Consider the following 15330-nt stretch of genomic DNA (forward strand, 5'->3'; position numbering starts at 1 on the left):
GTCGCTGTAGCGCCCGGTTCGCTGCGGTCAATCGTCGCCCTGCGGCTTGGGCAGCAGCAGCGCGAGCAGGATCATGCGGCATTCGGCATCGATCTCGCCGTCGATCAGTTCGGGCCGGAAGCGCCGCTGGAACGCGACGATCGCCGCCATTTTGTCCGTCACATCGTAGCCGAACCGCTCCAGCGCGAGCAGGAAGCCTGCCTCCGACCACATCGGGTCCATCAAATTCTTCGTCGGACGCGGCAGCGCGAGCCGCAGCCGTGCGAGCTTGCCCCACGGAAACAGCTCGCCCGGATCGCGCTTGCGGGCCGGCGCAATGTCGGAATGGCCGACGATGTTGCCGCGGGTGATCTCGTAGCGGTCCTTCAGATCGTGGACTAGTCGGATCACCGCGTCGATCTGTTCGTCGGGAAAGGGGCGATAGCCGAACTCATGCCCGGGATTGACGATCTCGATCCCGATCGACGCGGAATTGATGTCGGTGACGTCGCGCCAGTGCGATCGGCCGGCGTGCCACGCGCGCTTGTCGTCGGGCACCAGTCGCAGCACGGTGCCGTCTTCGGCGACGACATAATGCGACGATACCTTTGCATCCGGATCGCGCAGACGAGCGATCGCCGATTCGCCATCGACCATCCCGGTATAATGCAGCACGATCATCGTGATCGGCAGCGCGCGATCGTCGAAATTGGGCGACGGCGCCTCGATCGGCGTCATTGATGTTCCTTGGCGCGAGCGGTGCGGATAGTCACGATGGCGACCCCTAGCATCGCCACCCCGCCCCCGGCCAGCATCACCGTCCCGAGCGGCGTGTCGAACCAGTAGCTCGCCGCGAAGACGGACACGACCGGGGCGGCGAGCGTCAGCGGCGTAACCGTGGAGACCGGGTGGCGCTGCAGCAGCCACACCATCGCCCCCTGCCCCAGCACGGTCGATCCGATCGCGGAGAACGCGACCCACCCCAGCGTCGCGAGGCGGAGCTGCGGGATCGCGCGCATCGCGGCCGGCTCGGCCCATGCCGCAAGCCCGCCGAGTACCAGCGCGCCGATCAGCCCGACCCAGGCATAGATCGTCAGGATTGGCACGCCGCGCAACTGGCGCTGGATCAGCGAACAGATCGCCCAGATGAAGCTGCCGATCGCGGTCAGCGCGATGCCCGGCCCCTCGCGCGCCGCGGCCGGATCGAAGACCAGCAGGCCGACGCCGGCGAACGCCAGCACGATGCCGATGATGCGCGGGCCATGGATCCGTTCCTTGAAGACGATGATCGCGAGTAGCATCGAGAAAGGCACGCCGAGCTGCCCGGCGATCGCCAGCGCGCCGACGTTGTCGGCCACCACCAGCGACAGATTGATGGCGACGTAGAACAGCCCGCCCGAAAGGAAGCCGAGCGCGAGCAACGCGCGCATCCGACCCGGCACGATGCGCAGCGACCCTGCGCAGACGAGCAGCACGATCGCCTGGCGCAGAAAGCCCGCGGTCAGCGGTGCGATCTCGCCGACCGCCATCTTCACCGCGATGATGTTGAACCCCCACAAGAGGTTCATCGCGACGACGACAAGAAGGTCGCGCGGGCCGAAGGGTGCGGGCGGGGCGGACGTCATCGCCGCCCCGGTGCGGCGCTCAGCCGGCCTTGTAAACCACGTTCGGGTCGCCCGACGCGATTTCGTATAGGCCGCGGAAGCGCCGGCTCGGCACGAACGCGTCCGATTGGCCGATCACCGTTTCGCCCGCGCCGAGGATCAGCAGCCCGTCGGGGCGCAGCGCCTGCGCGATCGCGCCGAGCACCTGCGCGCGAAGGCCGGGCGCAAGATAGAACAGGACGTTGCGGCAGAATATCGCATCGTATCGCCCGCCGGGCGGCAGGTCCGCGACGAGGTTCTGGCGCCGCCACGAGATGCGCTGGAGCAGATCGGGACGCGCGATCCACGCGCCGTCGCTTTCCTCGAACCAGCGGATCAGGCGCCTGATCGGCAGGCCGCGTTGCACCTCGAACTGGGTGAAGCGGCCGGTACGCGCCCGCGCGATCGCGGCCTTCGACACGTCGGTCGCGACGATTTCGGGAACGACGCCGCCGCGCTCGGCGAACGCCATCGCGAGCGACAGCGGCTCCTGTCCGGTCGAGCAGCCGGCGCACCAGATGCGCGGCGCCGGTGCGTCGAGCGCGGCGATCGCGTTGGCGGCGGCTTCGATCACGCCGGCATCGCGGAAAAAGGAGGTTTCCTGGTTGAGCATCGCGTCGATCACGCGATCGGTGAGCGCGGCGTCGCGGCCGTCAAGCAGGCGCGTAACCAGTGCGTCGACGTTGGGAAGTGCGCGTTCATGCGCAATCGGGCGCAGCGCGGTATCGATGCGCCAGGTGCGATTGGCCGCGATCTGCTGGCCGGTGCGCGCCTCCAGCAAAGCTGCAAGCACGTTGATAGTGCCGGGGCTCGCCTCGCCCGCGGTTTCGCGCAGCGCCGTCACGCGACGCCCTCCCGCGGCGCGATGAAGCGGGCAATCGCGTCTGGGGACAGTACGGCGTCGGCAAGCCCCGCCCGAACTACCGCGCCGGGCATGCCCCAGACGACCGAGGTCGCGGCGTCCTGCGCGACGATCGTGCCGCCGGAGGCCCGCACAAGGGCCGCACCGTCAATGCCGTCGCGTCCCATGCCGCTGAGGATTACCGCGAGCAGACGAGCGCCGTAACAGGCGGCGAGCGAGGCGAACATCGGATCCACCGACGGCAGATTGCCGTTGGGAACTGGCTCGCGGCTAAGCCTGATCGTGGCGCCGCCGCGCGGATGGGGAACCGCAACGACGTGTGCGTCACCGGGCGCGACGATGATCGCGCCGTCGATCGGCGTCATGCGATCGGTGGCGACATGGCACGGCCTGCCGGTCATGGCGTGAAGCTGATCGGCGAAATAGGGGATGAAGGCGCGCGGCAGATGCTGCGTCACGACGATTGGCGCGCTGAACGTCCGCGGCAACGCGCGCAAGAGGCTGCCGATCGCATGAATGCCGCCGGTGGAGGCGCCGATCGCGACGAGATCGAAGCTACGACGTGGCAACGGAAGTGCGCGTAGCGATCTGGGCGCGCATTGGTCGGTCTCGGTCAGGCGAATTAGCTTGTCGATCAGCGCCTGCGCGAAGGCGGCGGGGCTGCGCCCCTGCCCCGGTTTCTCCAGCGTATCGGCCGCGCCGAGGGCGAGCGCCTCGACGGTCGACGCGGCGCCGTCGCCGGCAATCGAGGAGACGATCAGCACCTTCGCCCCCCGCCCCGCGGCGAGCAGCGCAGGCAGGCCGGCCAGCCCGCCGACGCCGGGCAGTTCGAGGTCGAGCAGGATCACGTCGACCCGCTCGGCGGCGAGGAATTCCAGTGCCCGGGCGACGCTCGACACGGCGCCCGCAACGACAAACGAGGCGTCCGCCGAGATCGCGCGCGCCAACACGGCGCGCGCAACCGTCGAATCGTCGACGATCAGCAGGCGCTGCGGCGCTGGGCCACGCACGGCCCGATTAATCGACGAGGTCGCCACGGCAGCTGTCAGGCGACGCCGACGATCTGAAGCTTGCTCTCGAGCGTCTCGCGATCGAACGGTTTCATGACATATTCGTCGGCCCCGGCCTCGATCGCGGCGCGAATGTGCGCCATGCCGTTCTCCGTCGTGCAGAAGACGACCTTGGGCCGGCTGGGCAGCGCCGACTCGCGCAGGGCACGCAGGAAGTCCATGCCGCTCATCACGGGCATGTTCCAGTCGAGCAGCACGACGTCGGGCGGGCTGGCGACGCAGGCTTCAAGCGCCTCGCGCCCATCGGCCGCTTCGGACACGGCGAAGTCGAGACCTTCCAGGATGTGCCGGGCAACCTTGCGGATCACCTTGGAGTCGTCGACGACGAGACACGATTTCATCACGCAACTCCGCGAGTAATTTACAGGCTAGCGTCTTGGGGCATCAACGGTAAGCACCGCGTTAATCGGCGCGCCCCATGGTGCGAACGAGCGCGGCGATATCGACGATGAGAAGCGGTTCGCCGTCGTGCACCGACGCTCCGACGACGATCGGGCCCCATCTGGGGCCTAGCGGCATGCCTGCCGGAACCGGCTCCACCGCAAGTGTCAGCACGTCGTGAAGCGTATCAACCAGAATGGCGTGATGATGGCCGTCGACGACGGTCAGGATCGCGCGGCGCACGTCGAGCGGCGCGTTGCCGAGACCCAGCAGGTGCCAGCTGTCGACCACCGTCACCACCCGGCTACGCAGCGCGGCGAGCCCACGCACCGCGGGATGCGCGCGCGGCGCCGGGACGATCGCGGGCACGTCCACCACCGAATCGACCATTGCCGCCGGCACGGCGATCGCGCGATCCGCAACGCGCGCCAGCAGATGCAGCGCTTCGTTCACCGCGTTCCTCCCGCGGCCTTCGTCGAAACAGAACGTACCGAGGGTTCCGAGGTACCGGGCGCGATCGTATCGACCCGATAGCCGGCGGTCTCGATCGTCCGGCGCAGCAAGCTGTCTCCCGTATCCGCCGTCTCGGCCTCGATCAGGCAGACCGGACGCGTCGCGCCCGGCTCCGGCACTGTCACTGCGATCCGGCGCGGATCGATCACCTCGATCGGCTTCCCATCGATCACCGCGACCGCCACCACGGCGCCCGGCGTGTCGACCGGCATGATCTCTCCGCCAAGGCTGACGATATCGCTCGCCGCGCGGATCAGATAGCCGGTCGGTGCTTCACCTTCGTCGCGCGAATGCAGCAACAGCATCGATAGCATCTCCGCGGGGGGCTGCGTGTCGACGATCAGCGGCACGGTGCCGGAATGGTCGCTCGCCCACCAGCGCCCGCCGGCGAAGCTCAGTCGTGCCGGCGGCACCGGCTCGATACGGTCGACGGCGTCGAGCGCGATCAGGCGACGCTCACCGTCGAGCGCGACGAACATCAGCGCCGCGAAGGCCGGCGCGGCAATCTCTTCCGGTGTATCCTCAATTGTCGTCGCTGCGTAGAACATGACACCGGCGGTGCTCGCCAGCCCGGCGCAATCGAGTAGCAGCAGCGGCTCGCCCGTCTCGAGCAGCATCTGCCCGGCGTAGATTCCCGCCGCCATCACGGCCGGTGCTGCCGGCTTCACGACGAGTTCCTGCGCGTCGATCACGGCGTCGACCGCGAGCGCGAAGCTGCCGCCGGGCAGGTTGACGATCATCAGCCGCGTACCCAGCCGATCACCGGCTTCGATCACGGCGTTGAAGGCAACGACCGGCAGGCGGCGGTCGCGCACTGTCGCGAGCAGGGCGTCACCGATCCGGTCGATCCGCACCGCGGACGCACCCACCGCCACGATCTCTTCGATCGCCTGCCGCGGCACGGCGTAACGGCTGCCACCGGCCTCGATTACGATCGCCGACAGGATCGACAGCGTCAGCGGCACCGCGATCGTCGCGGTCAATCCGCGGCCGAGCGTATTGGCCAGTCGGATCGACCCGCCGATCTGCTCGACGTTGGTCCGCACCACATCCATGCCGACGCCGCGCCCGGACAGCGCGGTCGCCTCGTCGCGCGTCGAGAGGCCCGGCTCGAAAACGAGCTCGAGCCACTCCCGCTCACCGAGCGCGTTCAGCGCCGCGGCGCGGGCCGGCTCCTGAACGATCCGCTTCGCCAGCAGCCGCGCGGTATCGATCCCGCGTCCGTCATCGGTGATCTCAACGATGATTTGATTGCCGCTCTGGCGCGCCGCAATGGTCAGGCGACCAGTCTCCGGCTTGCCGCTGCGCCGCCGCTCCTCGGGCGTCTCGATCCCGTGATCGATCGCGTTGCGCACCATGTGGACGAGCGGATCGCGCAGCAGTTCTATCATCTCGCGATCAAGCTCGACGTCCGCGCCGTCGATCGTCAGCGTCACCTTTTTGTCCAGTTGCGCGGCGGTGTCGCGTACCAGCCGCGGCAGCGGCGAGAACAGAGCGTCGATCGCCTGCATCCGCGTGCGCGTCACGGTGTCGCGCAGATCGGCCACCGTCAGCGAGAGGCGATCGACCGCTGCCTCGAGCGCGGGATCGCCGGTCTCGCGCAGGCGCCGCGCGAGGTCGTTGCGCGCCAGCACCATCTCTGACACGCCGCTCATCATGCGGTCGAGCAGGTCGACCGACAGGCGAATGCTGCGCACTGGCGCGCGCGATGCAGCGCTCGGTGCGCTCTTCGCCTTGATCGGTGTGACGGGTTCGCCGGCCAGAGCAGCGAGCAGCAGATCTTCGGCCGAATCGTCTAGCGCCACACCGGCATCGATTGCCTCGACGATCTCGCCGATCCGGTCGATGATCGAGAGGACGGCGTTGACGAGCGTGGCGTCGGGCACACGATCGCCCGATCGCACGGATTGCAGCACGTCCTCCGCCGCGTGGCTCAGCCGCGCGAGCCGTGGAAGGTCGAGGAAGCCACAGCTGCCCTTCACCGTGTGGACGAAGCGGAAGATCGAATCGAGCCGTGCGCGGTCGGCGGGATCGGCCTCCCACGCGACGATTTCACCCGAGATTGCGGCGAGCGTCTCGCGAGTCTCGGCGATGAATTCCTGCAGCAGATCGTCCATGGCCGCCGACATCTGCACCGGCAGCGGTAAATACCGCGTTTACCGCAGGCGCGATGCCGAGGACGTCGTCACTGCGCGCGCATCGCGGCGCCGAACAGAAGCACATTTTCCCCCGGTGCGCTCACCAGCACCTTGCCGTCCGCCCCCGCGACCATCTCGTGGACCAGGAATGCCGCCGCGGCGCGCGCTGTCACCGTCTCCCCCGCGGCGCCGTTGACCAGCGTCGCGCGAAGTTCGTCGTCGAGCGTGACACGCGGTCCTTCGGCCTTGAGCACGATCTCGATCGCGCCCTCGTTCGCCTCGCCGCCGATATCGAGCGTGCCACCGCGCACCAGCGCATCGCCCGCGATCATCGCGAGGTTGAGCAGCACCTTGACGGCCGTCTTGGGCAGGAATTGCTCGTCTACCATCCAGTTGATCGTCAGCCGCTTCGCTTCGCCGAACAGCCCCTCGATCGCCTGCTGCGCCTCGCGCGTGTCGACCATTTCGCCGAACCCGCCGGCCGCGCCGAACGCGAGCCGGAAGAACTTGAGCTTCGCCGCCGAGGTCCGCGCGCTCTCCGCCAGAAGTTCCATGCACCGTTCGCGCATCGCCGGATCGGTCTCGTCGGCGAGTAGCTCGAGCCCGTTGTTGAGCGCGCCGATCGGCGACAGCAGATCGTGGCACAGGCGCGAGCAGAGCAAGCTGGCGAAATCGACGGGATCGATGGTCATGTCTGGTCCATGACGCAGGCGAGTCTAGCGCGCAATGGCAAGCGCCACCGGATCGAAGCGGCCATGCACCGTCCCGTCGCGCACCGCGCGCCACGCCGCCACGCCGCCGTCCGCCGCGATGATCCAGAACGCGCCGTCCGCCGCAGCGGCGGCGGCATCGGTCGTTGAGGGCATGGTGCTGCCGGTCGGGTGCGAGTGATAGTGACCGATCACCGCCGGACCGCCCGCCCGCGCCGTGCGCAGCGCGTGGAACAGCACGGTGGGATCAAGTTCGAAGTGCGTCGCCGGCGTCGGATGCACGTTCGCGCACGCCACCGCGTCGCTCACTGTTGCTCCCTCGCCGAGCAGCAGGCCGCAAATCTCATCCAGCGAAGCCGTCGCCTCGGCAATGATCCGCTCCCGCAACGATCTTGAAATCTGCAGCCTGATCCCCATGTACGAGAGACATGGACCGGGGGGTTTCCATCATTCAAGCGACGATCGCGGCGGCGGCTGATGGCTGGCGCCTCGATCGCGCGCTTGCCGACGTCGTGCCGACGCTATCGCGCGAGCGGTTGAAGGTGCTGATCAACGCCGGCCAGGTGACGCGCGACGGTGTGGCGGTACGCGATCCCGCAAAGCGCGCGACCGCCGGCGATCTGTTCGCGGTCGCCGTCCCTGCCCCCGCGCCGGCGCACAACGAGGCGCAGGACATACCGCTCGTCGTCGCGTTCGAGGACGAGCATTTGATCGTCGTCGACAAGCCCGCCGGCCTCGTCGTCCACCCGGCCGCAGGCAATCTCGACGGTACGCTGGTGAATGCATTGCTGCACCATTGCGGCGGCTCGCTTTCCGGCATCGGCGGCGTTGCGCGGCCGGGAATCGTCCATCGCATCGACAAGGACACGTCGGGGCTGATGGTCGCCGCCAAGACCGATCGGACGCACGTCGGACTGGCGAAGCAGTTCGCCGACCACTCGATCGATCGGCGCTACAAGGCGATCGTCGCCGGGCGGCCAATGCCCCCCGACGGGAAGGTCGACGCGCCGCTCGCCCGTTCGCCGCACAACCGCAAGAAGGTGGCGATTGTCGCCAACGGCAAGCGCGCCGTCACCCATTTTCGCACCGAGCATCGCCTGCGTGACGCGGCGCTGATCGAATGTCGCCTCGAAACCGGGCGGACGCATCAGGTGCGCGTGCACATGGCGTCGATCGGCCACGCCTTGCTGGGAGACCCGGTTTATAGTAGAACGAAACAGGTTCATAAGCGTACACTTGATGAACTGGCGTTCCACCGTCAGGCGCTCCACGCGGCCCGGCTCGGGTTCGTTCACCCGATAACGAACGAAATGCTGACCTTCGACAGCGTGATGCCTGCGGACATGCAGGAACTGTTCAGTCAACTCGACGTATAGGATCAAAGCGTTTCGCTGCGACGCGGCAAACGCTTCTCCGGAAAGGGAGACGACGTACCATGGCAAGCGGAAACGTCCCTGCGACGATCCCCGCACTCGGCGGCGAGCAGAGCCTCAACCGCTATCTCGCCGAGATCAAGAAGTTCCCGATTCTGGCACCCGAGCAGGAATATATGCTCGCCAAGCGGTTCCAGGAACATGGAGATCCGGAGGCGGCGGCGCAACTCGTCACCAGCCACCTGCGGCTCGTCGCCAAGATTGCGATGGGCTATCGTGGCTACGGCCTGCCCGTGTCCGAGCTGATCAGCGAGGGCAACATCGGGCTGATGCAGGGTGTGAAGAAGTTCGAGCCCGATCGCGGCTTCCGCCTGGCGACGTACGCGATGTGGTGGATCCGAGCCTCGATCCAGGAATTCATCCTGCGCTCGTGGAGCCTCGTGAAGATGGGCACCACCGCGGCGCAGAAGAAGCTGTTCTTCAATCTGCGCCGGATGAAGGCGCGGCTCGACGCGTTCGAGGACGGCGATCTGTCGCCTGAGAACCTTCAGAAGATCGCGACTGACCTCGGCGTCAGCGAGGCGGACGTCGTCAGCATGAACCGCCGTATGGCGATGGGCGGCGACACGTCGCTCAACGTCTCGATGCGAGAGGATGGTGAGGGCCAGTGGCAGGACTGGCTGCAGGACGATGCACCCTTGCAGGATCAGGTCGTTGCCGAGGCGCAGGAAGCCGACGTGCGCCACGGCATGCTCGTCAACGCGATGGACAGTCTCAACGATCGCGAGAAGCATATCCTGACCGAGCGGCGTCTCACCGACGATCCCAAGACGCTTGAGGAGCTGAGCCAGGTCTACGGCGTCAGCCGCGAGCGCGTTCGCCAGATCGAGGTCCGCGCGTTCGAAAAGCTTCAAAAGGCGATGATGAAGATCGCCGGTGAAAAGAGGCTGCTGACCGCCTGATCACGACAGCCTGCGCTTGCCAGCCCCGCCCTGCCCGGCCATTCCCACCGTGCAAGGCGGGGCTTTAACATGTGGGCTGATATCAGGCGTCTCTATCATGACAGCGCGGCTTTCGCGGTGGCGCTGCCGATCCTCTTCTCGATCCCTGTCATCCTCGAATTCACTCAGCACGTCGTCGAGATCGACCTTGGCATGTTCGACGGCCATCGCATGGCGGCCGCGCTTGATAACCGGCGGCTAACACTCGGCTTCGCCAAGACCCTGGCGCTGATCCTGCCGGGCTATTGGTTTGTGCGGTACATGGCCTGGGATCGCGACGCGGCGCGTGCCAAGCGCGTCGTATGGCCGGCAGCCGGCCTGTTCGCGTTTCAGTTCGTGATACAAGCCTCGTTTCAATGGTACGCGCTGTTCGGCCCGTCGATTGCGGCGGCCATGGCACTGGATGGCTCGTCGGCGACCTATGTGTCGGCTGCGTCGATTGCGCTCGCAACGATCGGCGGCGTGTATCTGACGGCATTGTTCGTCGCGTGGCCGCTCGGCAATGCAAGCATCGGCCCCCTCCGCTCGATCGCCATCATGGCTGGCAGCTTCTGGCGCGCGATCGGCTACACGATTGCCGGCGCCGTCCCGCTGATGGCCGTCCATTACGCGCTTAACTATGGTGCGATGGGCCGGCCGCGTGCGCTCGTCTGGATCCTGCTCGGCTTGGACGCCTTGGTCGTCGGCTTCCTCGCGCTGACGACGGTCGGCGCGCATTATCTTGCCGCGCACCACGCCGCTGCGCGTAAAGGCGTAAGACTTCTACCCTCGTCCAAAATCGATTGAGCGCCTGAGATACGCGTGGCATCGACGCGCGCGGCAGGAGATCGGGCGGACGTGTCATTCGGCGACATTGAAACTGGTGGATTGCGCGACTTTCTAGTCGCCGATCGCTTCGTCGATCAATTGTGCGTGTTCATCCACGTTCCCAAGACTGCGGGTTCGTCTCTATCCGCGGAACTCGCGCGGATGCGCGCGCCGTATCACAATATCCACCGTCGATACTTCCACGGCGGTGATACCGTGACCTTCTCCTCACTCGAAGAAGAGATCGACACGATCATCGATAGCGGCGCATTGGCCGCGGCTCGATCGTGCTCAGGACATTTCACTTGGGATCAGGCGGCCCCGATTCGTGCGGCCCGCCCCGATGCACGCTTCTTCACCTTCCTGCGCGATCCGGTGCAGCGGGTGATCTCCGACTATCGCTACTCGCGCACGCCGACCCACCCGACCTATCGCGAGACGATCGCCCGCTTCCCGACGATCGAATCCTACGTCGAAGCGCGTGAGACGCAGGATAAGATGGCGCGCTTCCTACTGCCCGGGGATGTTCGCGACCGAGATGCCATCGAAGCGTTCCTCACCAGCCGCTATGCCTTCGTCGGCCTGCTGGAAATGTATCCGCTGTCGTTCAATATCCTGTCGCGACTGCTCGGCGAGAATTTGCTCCCCTCAGAGCATAGGCGCAGGACCGAGAACACCGGCGACAACGAAGTCGCCGATACGCCTGAATTGCGCGCTTTCATTCTAGATCATAACAAACGCGATCGCGACCTTTACGTAGCGGCCCATCGCCGCTTGCTGGCGATTCGAGACGAATGGCGTACGCTGCGCGCTCACGAAATGGTCGATGATCAATGACGTCAACCATTCGCGCATTGTGACCGCCGAACAGGAGGCTGCATGAGATTTGCGTCGATTGACTGGGAATCGGATTCGATCATCTTTTTTGCAGCGATGCTTTTCCTCGTCATGATCGTCGCGGTCGCGCTGGAGCGTCATTCTCCGCGCCGCCAGTCGCGGCGGCGTGTCCGCCGCGATGACCGTGACCGCGCGGGCGAGCTGATAGACTGATAGACTAGAGCAATCAGACGAACCAGCTGCCCGGTCCCGCGGCAGGTGCCAGGTCAAGCATGTCGCGGCGCATATTGGGCGGCAGTGCCGGATCGTCAGACAGCCAATCCTGCCAGCGGCTGAGGAACAGCGCCAGCTGCTCGCCCGACGGCGCAAGCTCGCCACGCGATTTCTTCTCCGAATGGATCAGTTCGGCAACCGGGTTGTACACGATACGCAGACCTAGCTGACGGATCTTGAGACACAGATCGACATCGTTGAACTCGAGCGTGAAACGTTCGTCGAAGCCACCTACCGCCTCCAGCACGCTGCGGCGGGTCGCGATCATCGCTCCCGTCACCATCGACAGCTCGCGCTGCGTCACCGCCCAGTCCATGTATGTCGCCGCGCCTGCGCGCCGCCCCAGCCAAGCATGGACGCTCGTTCCCATTACCCCGCCGTAGATCCCTGCGTGCTGAACGGTACCGTCATCGAACAGCAGGCGCGCACCTACCGCCCCGATGTCGCGATCGACCGCAAAGCCGACAAGCGCACGCAGCCAATTGCGCTGCGTCGCCACGATATCGTCGTTGACGAGGAGCACGATCTCGCTGTCGGCTGCGCGCCACAGCTGGTTCATCTTTGCAGAAAAATTGAACGGCTCGTCGGGCGTTCGCGGCGTCTCTATCCGTCGTACGGTGAACGGCCAGTCGGCCCTCTCCCACGTCGGCTCACCGATAACGTCGTCGCCGATCAGCACCGTCAATCGATCGAACGGCCAATCAACGTCCTTCAAGCTGTCCAGCAGCCGCTCGACATAGGTGCCGACCCCGCCCTCGATCACCGACCGACGCGTCGGCACGCATAGCGTGACTGGCGGAAGATCGCCATTCAGTCGCGGCTTGAGATGCAGGCTTTCCTGTGTCGGCCCGTCCACGGCATGATAGGCGGCGTACAGCGGTGAACGATCGATCAACCGGCGACGTATGTCGCGCGGCGCAATGACGCGCTTGCCCGTCGTAACGACGAGCACTTCAGGGATTCGATCGATCGAGCGGCCTTGTTCGGCTGCGCGCAGCACGAGATCGTACAGCGCTGCGTCACCTTGGGCTGTATCCCATCCGCCAAGTTCGTGCAGCACCGAGGCGCGCACGAAGAGCGGCACCCCGATATAATCCTGCGCGGCGAACATCGTTCGATCGAAATGCGGCTTCAGACGGACCTGCTCGATCAATGTCGGTGCGCCGAACGCTGCATCATCGGCGTAGAAAATCGCAACATCGGGACGCGCTGCGACCTGCCGCATCAGGAGGCGCTGCGTCAGCGGATGCAGCCCGCAGTCTTCCGGGACGAACAGGATCCATTCGTCAGACCTGTCGGAGATTTCACCAGGCCATTGCTCCTTCGGCTTCAAGGTGCCGGCTTTCAGCGGCACCACCGACAGGCCCGGCCCGGGTTCGAACGACGCAAGCGGCACGCCCGTCGCGCCCTCCTCGATGCGGGGGGGCATCCGCCTGATGTCACGCGACTGTCGGACGACATCGTCGAAACTCGCGCCGATCGCCGCGCCGATGGTCTCGATCGACAATGTTGTCGCGATCCGCGAGCGCGCAGCGTCTCCAATCGATGTATCGCCAGCGTCGATCAAAACAGTTGCTTTCACCAACGCGTCGGCAAGGGCATTCTCGTCGATCCGGCCCCAGGTTCCACCCATGGTGTAATGGCCAAAATCCTCGTCGAGCGTCCAGCGGTTTGCCTTCACCGGAAAGCCGCACGAGTCGTCGAGGAACTGCATCGTGCCGCTATAGTCGGTCGCTACCACAGTCCGCCCAGTCGCCATTGCCTCCGCAACGGTAAGACCAAAACCCTCGGCGCAATGTGGCGACGCGTAGATGTCGCACGCGGCAACGAGATCGTGGAGTTCGTGCGTGTCGAGCGAGCGATCGAGCAATACGACGTCATCGATCGCCGCCGCCTGCTTCGCCAGCGCGCGTCCGTCGCCTGGACGGTCCATGAGGTTCTTCGTCTTGAGCACAAGTGACCAGCCACGTTCGGCAAGGCCGCTCGCTTCAAAGGCCCGCAGCAGCGCGGCCGGGTTCTTCCGCACGAGATAGCTCGCGCCGTCGAAGACGTAGAGGATCAGGCGCCGATCGGTCGGCAGTCCCAGCGCGTTCCGGATCGCATCACCACCGTTTGGCGCGTCATGTGTCACCGGAACGAGATGTGGTATGACGTCGACCGGAGCTTCATCCTGCGCTTCGAACAGGGCGGCATTAAACCCGCTCGGCGCCCAGATCCGGTCAACCGACGAAAAGTCGCGCCGCCAAGCCGGCGGCAGATGTTCCATCTCCCACACCCAGTAACCGATGCGGCGACCCGCGCGTGCGATTTCTCCGCGCTGATCGTCCGTCAGCAGGTGCCAAGAGTCTGGATTGAGGTGGACGATCGCGATGTCCGCCGGGCCGTCGAAATCGATCACGTCGAGCGGCGGGGTCAGCGGCTTATGGACATGGAACGGCTTTCGGATCGGGTAGAGATTGAGCCGCACGCCGGTGTTGCGGATCGCGCTGATGATGCCGCGACTCGCCGATCCCAGACCGTTGTCGTAGTTCCAAGGACCGAAGAAGGCGACCTTATAAGGTTTAGTCGGCACCGGATCGTCGTCGCGGCTCGACGGGCGGACGCGGGCAAGCAACGGAAACTCTCCGTCGGGTTGAGGCTCGTCAGTTCCGTAGTCGAGCGTTGCGTCGAGCAGCTGGCGATCGAAGCCGGCGTGGCGCAGCGCCTTCCCCAACCCCTTCGTCGATATATGCGGGAACCTGCCGCGAAGCAGCAGCAGCTTGACGAATGGGAAGCCGGCATCGAGCAGCCGTCGCCACGCGAACAGTGTCGGGTTACGCGCTTCGTCCACCTTGAATACCGCGTCCGCGGTGAAGCCCGCATCGCAGATCCGCGTGGTCAGCGGCACCTCGAAGGCGTTGATCACCTCGTCCTTGTCGGACACGACGTGCACCGAGTTGACGAACAGCTGGAAGGCGTAGGACGACAACAGATCAGCACTGATGCGCAAAAAATAGCTCTGGATGTGCCAACCGCGCTCCAGCGTCTCGGAAAGCCCGGCGAGGTCAGCGGGGTTTGCTCGCAGCGCGGCTATCGCCTCGCCGAATGCCGCTTCGGTCGTCGGCCCGAAGATGCTGTCGTTGATGATGTAGAGCGAGCGTGCACCGTAAAGCTGGGGCGCCACCCGAAGCATATGGGCCCACGCGCCGAAATCGTAGCCACGGTTGTCACGCACCATCGCACTGGCGACGCTTGCCAACAGGTCATCGTCAAGCAGCACGGGCCGGTCCGCGTTGATAACCAGCGAGACAGCGATATCCTGATCCGCCAGCAACCGCAGGAACCGGCGAACGAATGGCTGGAGCATGCCGGTGGGCGCATAGGCAACGAAGATAGCATGCTCGCCGCCGACGGCCTCGAGTGGCCTAGCAAAGGTGTAGCGCGCGTTGGTTATCCTGCGTTCGGCGATCTGATCCGCCGGCAGCGGCAAAGCGATCGTCAGCGGCGAACCGTCGAGCTGCTCACCCGTAGAGGCGAGACGCGCCTCCACGGTAATCGTCTCGCCGGCAAGGTCATCGGCATCGAGGATCATCGTAAATCCGGCTGGACCCTCGGTTATACCAGCGGCGACGATATCGGCGCGATGCTGCGTCGCGATCGCCCGACCGATCACCCTTCCGCCTGCTAGGCTCATCAAGATTCGGGCCGGCTCGCCGCTACCGTACGGCTCGACCGCCCATCCGCGTACCGCATAGCCATCGACC

15 protein-coding genes are annotated in these 15330 nt (G+C 65.8%); 5 read left to right on the forward strand and 10 right to left on the reverse strand.

All coding sequences use genetic code 11. The annotated features are described in order from the left end of the window. Positions 1-27: 27 nt before the first annotated feature. From F1C10_RS04650 to F1C10_RS04690, 9 genes are all read right to left on the reverse strand, one after another. Positions 28-717, reverse strand: coding sequence for an N-acetylmuramoyl-L-alanine amidase (locus F1C10_RS04650; RefSeq protein ID WP_185209197.1), 690 nt, complete (start codon positions 715-717; stop codon positions 28-30). Then, a complete protein-coding gene (locus tag F1C10_RS04655) occupies positions 714-1604 on the reverse strand; it encodes a DMT family transporter (RefSeq protein ID WP_185209199.1) in 891 nt (296 codons plus the stop codon). Before F1C10_RS04655 ends, F1C10_RS04650 begins: the two co-directional genes overlap by 4 nt. A gap of 19 nt (positions 1605-1623) precedes the next feature. Then, entirely contained in the window at positions 1624-2466 is an 843-nt protein-coding gene (locus F1C10_RS04660; RefSeq protein WP_308458077.1) for a protein-glutamate O-methyltransferase CheR, read from the reverse strand. Then, entirely contained in the window at positions 2463-3494 is a 1032-nt protein-coding gene (locus tag F1C10_RS04665; protein ID WP_258043066.1) for a chemotaxis protein CheB, read from the reverse strand. Before F1C10_RS04665 ends, F1C10_RS04660 begins: the two co-directional genes overlap by 4 nt. Positions 3495-3529: 35 nt before the next feature. Next, entirely contained in the window at positions 3530-3895 is a 366-nt protein-coding gene (locus tag F1C10_RS04670) for a response regulator (RefSeq protein ID WP_085809724.1), read from the reverse strand. Between the two features lie 61 nt (positions 3896-3956). Next, on the reverse strand, positions 3957-4388 hold the full coding sequence (locus F1C10_RS04675) for a chemotaxis protein CheW (protein ID WP_185209201.1): 432 nt from the start codon (positions 4386-4388) through the stop codon (positions 3957-3959). After that, positions 4385-6565 (reverse strand): chemotaxis protein CheA, encoded by a 2181-nt coding sequence (locus tag F1C10_RS04680; protein WP_185209203.1) that lies wholly within the window; start codon positions 6563-6565, stop codon positions 4385-4387. The genes F1C10_RS04675 and F1C10_RS04680 overlap by 4 nt, the downstream gene beginning before the upstream one ends. A gap of 68 nt (positions 6566-6633) precedes the next feature. Beyond that, positions 6634-7278 (reverse strand): histidine phosphotransferase family protein, encoded by a 645-nt coding sequence (locus F1C10_RS04685; protein ID WP_185209205.1) that lies wholly within the window; start codon positions 7276-7278, stop codon positions 6634-6636. Between the two features lie 24 nt (positions 7279-7302). Then, positions 7303-7713: a M67 family metallopeptidase gene (locus tag F1C10_RS04690; protein ID WP_185209206.1), complete on the reverse strand. Its 411-nt coding sequence runs from the start codon at positions 7711-7713 to the stop codon at positions 7303-7305. A gap of 11 nt (positions 7714-7724) precedes the next feature. Between F1C10_RS04690 and F1C10_RS04695 the strand changes: the two genes are divergently transcribed. The 5 genes from F1C10_RS04695 to F1C10_RS16660 all read left to right on the forward strand — a co-directional run bounded on the left by F1C10_RS04695 (position 7725) and on the right by F1C10_RS16660 (position 11527). Next, on the forward strand, positions 7725-8672 hold the full coding sequence (locus F1C10_RS04695) for an RluA family pseudouridine synthase (RefSeq protein WP_185209208.1): 948 nt from the start codon (positions 7725-7727) through the stop codon (positions 8670-8672). Positions 8673-8731: 59 nt separating this feature from the next. Then, entirely contained in the window at positions 8732-9631 is a 900-nt protein-coding gene (gene rpoH, locus F1C10_RS04700) for an RNA polymerase sigma factor RpoH (protein WP_185209209.1), read from the forward strand. A 117-nt stretch (positions 9632-9748) separates the two neighbouring features. After that, the gene (locus tag F1C10_RS04705; RefSeq protein ID WP_185209211.1) at positions 9749-10456 is read left to right on the forward strand and encodes a hypothetical protein; all 708 of its coding nucleotides are present in this window, start codon (positions 9749-9751) and stop codon (positions 10454-10456) included. Positions 10457-10471: 15 nt separating this feature from the next. Then, the gene (locus F1C10_RS04710) at positions 10472-11314 is read left to right on the forward strand and encodes a sulfotransferase family 2 domain-containing protein (RefSeq protein ID WP_185209213.1); all 843 of its coding nucleotides are present in this window, start codon (positions 10472-10474) and stop codon (positions 11312-11314) included. A gap of 42 nt (positions 11315-11356) precedes the next feature. Next, positions 11357-11527: a hypothetical protein gene (locus F1C10_RS16660; protein WP_258043068.1), complete on the forward strand. Its 171-nt coding sequence runs from the start codon at positions 11357-11359 to the stop codon at positions 11525-11527. Positions 11528-11540: 13 nt separating this feature from the next. On the opposite strand, the gene F1C10_RS04720 is transcribed toward F1C10_RS16660, so the two are convergent. Next, positions 11541-15239 carry a rhamnan synthesis F family protein gene (locus F1C10_RS04720; protein WP_258043069.1) on the reverse strand — a complete coding sequence of 1233 codons (3699 nt, stop codon included), beginning with the start codon at positions 15237-15239 and terminating at the stop codon, positions 11541-11543. Positions 15240-15330: the final 91 nt, after the last annotated feature.

Source organism: Sphingomonas sp. NBWT7, assembly GCF_014217605.1.
Taxonomy (GTDB): domain Bacteria; phylum Pseudomonadota; class Alphaproteobacteria; order Sphingomonadales; family Sphingomonadaceae; genus Sphingomonas.